Annotated in this window: 2 protein-coding genes; both read right to left on the bottom strand. The window is 47.5% G+C overall.

Features of this window, described 5'->3' with window-relative positions; translation table 11 throughout:
- A partial coding sequence (locus KDK16_RS11630) for a hypothetical protein (protein ID WP_257276238.1) occupies positions 1-942 on the bottom strand: 942 nt, incomplete at its 3' end.
- Between the two features lie 356 nt (positions 943-1298).
- Positions 1299-3267, bottom strand: a 1969-nt coding sequence (locus tag KDK16_RS11625; RefSeq protein ID WP_257276237.1) for a hypothetical protein, incomplete at its 5' end; no start/stop codon positions are given.

The raw sequence follows: 3267 nt of genomic DNA, 5'->3' as shown, positions 1-3267 counted from the left end.
GAAAATATTGGCCATGTAGCCATTAGCCGGGACTTTCAGGGATTTCAGGTTCAGCTCTCCTTTCAGCATCTCAGTGTACACTTCGTGGCTGGCAGTAGTGATAACCTTCGAATCAGCTTCGCAATGTTTGCCAGCATCTTCCATAAAGGCGTCCAGTGCAGGTAACGTGGTCAAACCCGTGATCAGGATGCCTGCACCGTTAAAGTGAATCAGCTCACCTTTGAAAAAAACTTTTTCGCTGTTATGGTGGTAGCGTCTGGACCAGGACCAACCGCCATCTCTGCAGTCATGTTTGTACTCAATTTTCTTCATCAGGGCAGCAAAATAGCCGTCTGCCAATGAACCGTCACTGCGGTCCAGTGGCACCCCGATGAGCATTTGCCCTGCTTTTAAATGGATGGTTTCTTTGACCTGAAAGTGTTCAAGCCAGCTACCGGGCAGGACCGAAGGCAGATCGTCGTGGCTACCGGCAATGACCGGCCGTTTCGAAGCGCAGTCTTCACCAGCGGAAACAGGTTCTGACTTCATGCCGACACCCACCAGAAGAAATGCGGTGTTGGTGGTCTCTTCCCATGGTCTGTCAGAATTGAACTCATCAATGCTTTCGTCGAGGTAGTTGATTTTGCTTTCGTCGAAATAGCTTTTTTCGGTCGGGGTGTAGATAACACATCGGTCAATGAATTGTCTGGTCCTGACAGAGACTTGCCTGAGTGCTTTTAGAGTTGCCTGTACCATGGCTTCTGAGGTGAGCAGGTCCTCGCCTAAGGGTTTTCCTTTGCACAACTCGGAGAGTTCCAGTCTGCCTGTTGCGACAGTGGTTTGAGGATGGGTGGCGTTGTGGGTAGGGCTCGCGGTTGCTGAAGTGGAGGGATAGGCTGGAGAATGTTGAGCAAACAGGGCCGTTATAAAAGCGACAATGCAGAGAGACAGTAGATGTTTCATGGCGTCCTCATTACACAATAAGTGTCGTAAAACAAAAACGGTTAGTACTAATAATCATTCATGCCGAAATATGGCTGCAGCTTGATCTCAAGCAGGTACTATTGTTTTTGTTAGATAATGTTTTTATTTGCTAAGAGAGTATAGTCGGTGTTATTCGGCGGTAGGATTTTTTGAAAAGTGATTATTTTCATTTCGCGTAAGACTATAGCTGATCAGGGCGGGGGAGGATATTAATGTCTGAAATCATTACTCTTCAGGGGCGAAATTAAGAAGTACGCTCGACCCATAGCGGCGAAGTTTATACCTTCACCGGAGATAATCACCCCTGTCAAAATATAACTGCTGCTCAGTGCCCATTAAAGATCATCTTGAGACCTCAAGCGGTACCATTCGGTAGGAGGTGTCAGTAAATAGAGTTTCATTTTGTATCTGAAATAACCGAGAACAATAGCCGTAGGCACAATAGCTAACCCGCCAACGACTGCCAGCGAGGTTTGCCAAACGTTCAGGCTCGTCGAACTATCACTGACTTTGTCATCAAGGGACTCAAGATAACTTGCCTCCGTCGCATTGCTGAAGACTTGCCGAATTCCTGTCACGAGTCTTTGTGAACTGGTGAGCCGTTTTCTGGTAGATGGTTTTTCTGTCTGGGAATGTACAACCGATGTTGTGACAGAGTCAGAAGATTTTACAGAGCTGAATGTCTGCGGGTATGAGGTAGTAAACATTGTTGGGGGAGTGAGCCTGCCCGGACAGGTAGTAGTAGCGTCGGAAAATACAAAGCCACCGATGATATGAGTATGTTCAAGCTGGTAACAGGGGTGGTCATCGCCCGCCTTAAACTGGTTGTTTTTGTCGCCTGCCAGTGTGACCGGCAAAGTCAGATTCCCATGGCGTCCAATGGACACCCGATCGCCCAGAAGCTGGTTTGAGTTCAACACTAGCTTCTGATAGCCCGCCAAGGACAGTGCTGTCCGATAGCCTTTTATAAGATTGCCCGATAGATTGGCGATCAGTGGGAATTGCCAGTCCTCTCTGCTCTGGACCGGGCCGACAAGGCAAATACCTCTTGAACTCCTGGCACTGACTTTTGTCGTTACAAACTGATTGTTGCTGATGTCGGCTTTAACGTGTTCGGGAAGAACGAGGCTCATGGCCTGTGGTGCATTCCCCAGGATGTGATTGTTTTTGAATTCCAGGGCCCGGATAAACTCGGGTTGCGGTGAGGCATCCTGGTAGGCGATATCAATATTCAGGGCCTTTTCAACCTGACCTGTGTAGCAGGAATAGACTTTATTGTTCGAAAAGCCAACCAGGGTTCTGCCGCTAAACATCCTTGAATCGACGTCTTCGGATTCATCCGCAAGAGAAATGCTAACGGCGGGCTGAAGGATTTGGAAGAGCTCATTCCCGAAAATATTGAGCATGTAACCTTTATCCGGAACTTCCAGCGATTTCAGATCCAGTTCTCCTTTCAGCATTTCCCTGTGCGCCTCGTGGCTTGTGATGTGGAAATACTTTTCTTCATCTGCTCTCCAACAATAATCTTTCATGCGAAGGTATGCCCCAAAAGTATTGTGTAATGCAGGCAATGTGGTTAAACCAGTGATCAGGATACCTGCACCACTGAAGTGAATAAGCTCCCCTTTATAAGTTGTACTTTTCCTGTAGTAGCCTTCATAGAGGTGATTACAGTGATGTGTGGGTTCAATTTTTCTTTGTACGGCAGCAAAATAGCCATCTGCGAATGAACCGTTACTGCTGTCAAGTGGTACCCCGATCAGCATCTGTCCGGTTTTTAAATGAAGGGTTTTTTTGATCTGAAATTGTTCAAGCCAGTTACTGGGCAAGACTGAAAGCTGACCCTCCTTTTGGCCGGCAATAACCGGTTTTTTCGAGGCACAGCTTTCTTCTGCTATGATCGTTTCTGACTTCATACCAACACCCACCAGTAAAAAGGCGGTGCTGGTGGTATCTTCCCATGACTTGTTGGCATTGAATCCAGCGATTTCTTCGTCGAGGTAGCTGTCTCTGAGCGGGGTCTTGATAACACACCGATCGATGAGTTGTTTAGAGGTAGCAGAGACCTGCTCAAGCGCTTTAACAGCCGCTTGTTTCATGGCCTCCGTAGTGAGCAGATCCGGATGCTCAATATTACCTGAGCACAACTCGAAAAGCTTCAGATCGCCCGCTGAGGCAGTGGTTTGATGATGGGTGTCGTTAAAGGTAGGTCTCAGGCTTGGTGAAGTGGTAGGCAAAGCCGGAGAAGATTCAGAACACAGGATCGTAACAAAAGTGATAATGAAAAGAGACAGTGAATGCTTC

This window comes from Endozoicomonas sp. SESOKO4 (genome assembly GCF_024606275.1).
Note: the sequence above shows the minus strand (reverse complement) of the source record. Positions and strands in the feature narration are given on the sequence as shown.